Below are 2,425 nucleotides of genomic sequence, written 5' to 3' on the forward strand. Positions count from 1 at the left end.
GGCCTTTTTGGCACCTGTACCGTAGCGGTCCATGAAGGCGGCAACCGCCGCTTCGACAGCCACGATGATGGCATCCGCGCCTGGCACAGCCTCCAGACCCCAAAGGCATTTTTCGTAGAGATCGGTTTCCGTCATTGCCTTGAAGGTGAAGGCGGCCATAAGGATGTTCTCTGTTTCGATCAGGCCGCGAGTGGAAAGCACCTGCATCACTGCGACCATTCGGTCGATGGTCTGACGAGGTCCTCGCTCGTAGAAGATCTGCCCGATTGCCGGGAAGCGCTGTGCCTCGGCAATGACCAGCCGATTAACCGCCAGCACCGCGGGCGAAAGCAGGAGACTGAGAAAGGCCCGGCCCAATTCGGTCAGAACCAYCTCGGCATCGCCSTTGGTTGCATCGATCTCCGAAAGTTTCGCAAARCGCTCCCTTCCGGCCTCGACAACGTAAGCCTCGAACAGGGCYTCTTTAGACTTGAAATGACTGTAGAGCGTCGATTTYGACCCRCCCAGKATCGCGGCGACTTGCGACATGCTGACGGTTCCAAAACCATGCTGCACGAAAAGCSCACCGGCGATTTCAAGAATGCGCTGACGGATCAGATGACTTTTTACCCTCATGCGAACCTAATGTGTACAGATCAGTACGGTTATCGTTGACAAAATTCACCAGCATGCTTACTACCATAACCGTACTGKTCTGTACACTTSGGAGGAGCCATATGACGACAAMTTTTCCAAACACCGCAGAATTTGCCGGCGGGCTCTATGTTCCGGTCCGGTTCGAGGGTGACGTCTTCGATCTCGTCGTCGAGGGGCAGCTGCCGACCGAGATCAATGGTACGTTCTACCAAGTGGCGCCGGATCCGCAGTATCCGCCGATGCTGGGCGACGACATTTTCTTCAACGGCGACGGCTGYATCCAMGCCTTTACCTTCGCCRACGGGCATGTGGATTTCAAGCGTCGCTACGTGATGACCGAGCGGCTTAAGGCCCAGAGGGCACAGCGGCGTTCGCTGCACGGCGTCTATCGTAATGTCCACACCAACGATCCGTCSGTTGCCGGTGTGTCSAATTCCACCGCCAACACCAATGTGATCGTCCACCACGGCAAGCTCCTGGCGCTCAAGGAAGACAGCCCRCCCTATGCGCTCGATCCCKWGACCWTGGAGACGATYGGTCTTTACGACTTCAACGGCCAGCTCACCAGTGTCACTTTCACTGCCCATCCCAAGATCGATCYCGAATCCGGWGACCTGCTCTGTTTCGCCTATGAAGCCAAGGGCGATGCGACGCCCGATATCGTCTATTACGAGATCGACMRGGACGGCCGGAAGAAGCGGGAGGTCTGGATCCGGGGTCCCTATGCSGCGATGATCCACGACTTCGCGGTCACGGAAAACCATGTAATCTTCCCGCTCATGCCGCTGACCGCTGACATCGACCGTATCARGAGYGGCGGCCGGCATTTCCAGTGGCAGCCGGGGCTCGACCAACTGTTCGGCGTGCTGCCGCGCAATGGCGATGCGGCTGACGTCCGCTGGTTCACGGCGCCGAATGGATTCCAGGGGCATACGCTCAATGCCTTCGACGATGGCCRCGGGCGRATCTATGTCGACATGCCGGTCACGTCGGGCAACATCTTCTATTTCTTCCCCCAAGCCGATGGCCGCGTGCCGCCGCCGGAGACGCTACGGTCGCAGATGACACGCTGGACCTTCGACATGAACAAGGCGGGCAACAGCCTCGAAGCCAGCGCGCTGACGGACTTCATATGCGAGTTCCCTCGCAGCGACGACCGCTACATGGGCCGGCCCTACAAACACGGCTTCGTAATCGGGTTCGATCCGACCCGACCATATGATTTCGAGAAGCTCGGTCCGCCGCCCTTCCAATTCATGAATATTCTGGCCCATGTCGATGTCACGACACGGAAGTCGAAGATCTGGTTCGGCAATCCCACAACCTCGTTTCAGGAGCCGATCTTCGTGCCGAAGTCGAAAGATGCCGCGGAAGGCGAGGGCTATGTGATCGCACTGGCCAATCGTCTCGCCGAGATGGCGACGGATCTTTTGGTCCTGGATGCACAGCATCTCGACGAAGGACCGATCGCGACAGTGAAGCTGCCGTTCCGGCTACGCATGTCGCTGCATGGCAACTGGGTTCCCGCTGCCGCCTGACAATGCCTCCCGGCAGGTAATCGGCCCGGGCATCGTTCCGGGCCGATTGCTTTTTGCGGGGTTATTTATGCAYTCCCAAAGGAAAAATGGAAAAATTCGCTATAGACATATTGCATAATTATCAAAAAATGATAAAAGAAGGAAAACCAAATGGAGGAAGCGATGGCCCTTACTGCCGTCCGCGCGGGTGCCTATCTGCACCATGTCGCATTCGAAAGTTCCAATCCCCAACGCCTGGCCGAGTTCTACGC

General features: G+C 57.5%; 2 protein-coding genes. One reads left to right on the plus strand and one right to left on the minus strand.

Features of this window, described 5'->3' with window-relative positions:
• Window positions 1-615 (minus strand): TetR/AcrR family transcriptional regulator (locus AC1D06_RS42400; protein ID WP_477991546.1); only part of this gene is annotated, 615 nt, incomplete at its 3' end.
• Window positions 616-716: 101 nt separating this feature from the next.
• Between AC1D06_RS42400 and AC1D06_RS42405 the strand changes: the two genes are divergently transcribed.
• On the plus strand, window positions 717-2,174 hold the full coding sequence (locus AC1D06_RS42405) for a carotenoid oxygenase family protein (protein WP_477991547.1): 1,458 nt from the start codon (window positions 717-719) through the stop codon (window positions 2,172-2,174).
• The last annotated feature ends 251 nt before the right edge of the window (window positions 2,175-2,425 follow it).

The organism is Rhizobium sp. P2_G2 (assembly GCF_056403555.1).